Annotated in this window: 1 rRNA gene; it reads left to right on the top strand. The window is 50.3% G+C overall.

Features of this window, described 5'->3' with window-relative positions:
• Positions 1–153 precede the first annotated feature (153 nt).
• Positions 154–3,068 (top strand): 23S ribosomal RNA (locus AB5Z52_RS16380).

The following is a 3,068-nucleotide window of genomic DNA, read 5'->3' as shown; positions in this document are numbered from 1 at the left end:
AGTTTGTTCATTGAAAACTGGATATCGAAGAAAATCAAAACAAGTAACACACACCGAGTTGACAAGTTAAAGAGTTTTTTAATAAGTTCAACGCTTATTTTCTTGAGCAACCTTCTATCGCTAGAAGAAGTACTCAGCGACCGTAAGGTCAAAGGTTAAGTGAATAAGGGCGCACGGTGGATGCCTTGGCACTAGGAGCCGATGAAGGACGGGACTAACACCGATATGCTTTGGGGAGCTGTAAGTAAGCTATGATCCAGAGATTTCCGAATGGGGGAACCCAGCATCTTTTATAGGATGTTACACAGTTGTGAATACATAGCAGCTGTGAGGTAGACGCAGAGAACTGAAACATCTAAGTACCTGCAGGAAGAGAAAGAAAATTCGATTCCCTGAGTAGCGGCGAGCGAAACGGGAAAAGCCCAAACCAACAAGCTTGCTTGTTGGGGTTGTAGGACTCCGATATGGTAGTTGAAACAGATAGTCGAAATACTTGGAAAAGTATGTCAAAGAGGGTAAAAACCCCGTAGATGAAATCTGGCTCACACCTAGGAGGATCCTGAGTACGGCGGAACACGAGGAATTCCGTCGGAATCCGGGAGGACCATCTCCCAAGGCTAAATACTCCCTAGTGACCGATAGTGAACCAGTACCGTGAGGGAAAGGTGAAAAGCACCCCGGAAGGGGAGTGAAATAGATCCTGAAACCGTGTGCCTACAACAAGTTAGAGCCCGTTAATGGGTGATAGCGTGCCTTTTGTAGAATGAACCGGCGAGTTACGATAGCATGCGAGGTTAAGTTGAAGAGACGGAGCCGCAGCGAAAGCGAGTCTGAATAGGGCGAATGAGTATGTTGTCGTAGACCCGAAACCATGTGATCTACCCATGTCCAGGTTGAAGGTGCGGTAAAACGCACTGGAGGACCGAACCCACGTACGTTGAAAAGTGCGGGGATGAGGTGTGGGTAGCGGAGAAATTCCAAACGAACTTGGAGATAGCTGGTTCTCTCCGAAATAGCTTTAGGGCTAGCCTCGGAATTGAGAATGATGGAGGTAGAGCACTGTTTGGACTAGGGGCCCATCTCGGGTTACCGAATTCAGATAAACTCCGAATGCCATTCATTCATATCCGGGAGTCAGACTGTGAGTGATAAGATCCATAGTCGAAAGGGAAACAGCCCAGACCACCAGCTAAGGTCCCCAAATAACTATTAAGTGGAAAAGGATGTGGGGTTGCACAGACAACTAGGATGTTGGCTTAGAAGCAGCCACCATTTAAAGAGTGCGTAATAGCTCACTAGTCGAGTGACCCTGCGCCGAAAATGTACCGGGGCTAAATAGTTTACCGAAGCTGTGGAGTGCACCATAAGGTGCATTGGTAGGAGAGCGTTCTAAGGGCGTTGAAGGTAGATCGTGAGGACTACTGGAGCGCTTAGAAGTGAGAATGCCGGTATGAGTAGCGAAAGACAGGTGAGAATCCTGTCCACCGTATGACTAAGGTTTCCTGGGGAAGGCTCGTCCGCCCAGGGTTAGTCGGGACCTAAGCCGAGGCCGACAGGCGTAGGCGATGGACAACAGGTTGATATTCCTGTACCCGTTGTTTTTGTTTGAGCAATGGAGGGACGCAGGAGGCTAAGAAGTGCAGACTGATGGATATGTCTGTTCAAGCAGTGAGTCTTAGTGGGAGTCAAATGCTTCTACTTTCAAGGACAAGCTGTGATGAGGAGGGAAATAATAGTACCGAAGCTTCTGATGTCACACTGCCAAGAAAAGCTTCTAGTGAGAAAACAATGGCCCGTACCGCAAACCGACACAGGTAGTCGAGGAGAGCATCCTAAGGTGAGCGAGAGAACTCTCGTTAAGGAACTCGGCAAAATGACCCCGTAACTTCGGGAGAAGGGGTGCTGCTCTAACGAGCAGCCGCAGTGAATAGGCCCAAGCGACTGTTTATCAAAAACACAGGTCTCTGCAAAATCGAAAGATGACGTATAGGGGCTGACGCCTGCCCGGTGCTGGAAGGTTAAGAGGAGTGCTTAGCGTAAGCGAAGGTACGAATTGAAGCCCCAGTAAACGGCGGCCGTAACTATAACGGTCCTAAGGTAGCGAAATTCCTTGTCGGGTAAGTTCCGACCCGCACGAAAGGCGTAACGATTTGGGCACTGTCTCAACGAGAGACTCGGTGAAATTTTAGTACCTGTGAAGATGCAGGTTACCCGCGACAGGACGGAAAGACCCCATGGAGCTTTACTGTAGTTTGATATTGAGTGTCTGTACCGCATGTACAGGATAGGTAGGAGCCGTAGAGATCGGGACGCCAGTTTCGATGGAGGCAATGGTGGGATACTACCCTTGCGTTATGGCCACTCTAACCCGCAGCCCTTATCGGGCTGGGAGACAGTGTCAGATGGGCAGTTTGACTGGGGCGGTCGCCTCCTAAAAGGTAACGGAGGCGCCCAAAGGTTCCCTCAGAATGGTTGGAAATCATTCGAAGAGTGTAAAGGCAGAAGGGAGCTTGACTGCGAGAGCTACAACTCGAGCAGGGACGAAAGTCGGGCTTAGTGATCCGGTGGTTCCGCATGGAAGGGCCATCGCTCAACGGATAAAAGCTACCCTGGGGATAACAGGCTTATCTCCCCCAAGAGTCCACATCGACGGGGAGGTTTGGCACCTCGATGTCGGCTCGTCGCATCCTGGGGCTGTAGTCGGTCCCAAGGGTTGGGCTGTTCGCCCATTAAAGCGGCACGCGAGCTGGGTTCAGAACGTCGTGAGACAGTTCGGTCCCTATCCGTCGCGGGCGTTGGAAATTTGAGAGGAGCTGTCCTTAGTACGAGAGGACCGGGATGGACTTACCGCTGGTGTACCAGTTGTCTCGCCAGAGGCATCGCTGGGTAGCTATGTAGGGAAGGGATAAACGCTGAAAGCATCTAAGTGTGAAGCCCACCTCAAGATGAGATTTCCCATTTCTTTAAGAAAGTAAGATCCCTGAGAGATGATCAGGTAGATAGGTCAGAAGTGGAAGGCCAGTGATGGTTGGAGCGGACTGATACTAATCGATCGAGGACTTAACCAC

The sequence above is a fragment of the Enterococcus sp. RTP21361st1_A6_RTP21361_211029 genome (assembly GCF_040910045.1).
GTDB lineage: Bacteria > Bacillota > Bacilli > Lactobacillales > Enterococcaceae > Enterococcus_D > Enterococcus_D gallinarum.
This window is presented reverse-complemented; position numbering and strand designations above follow the sequence as displayed.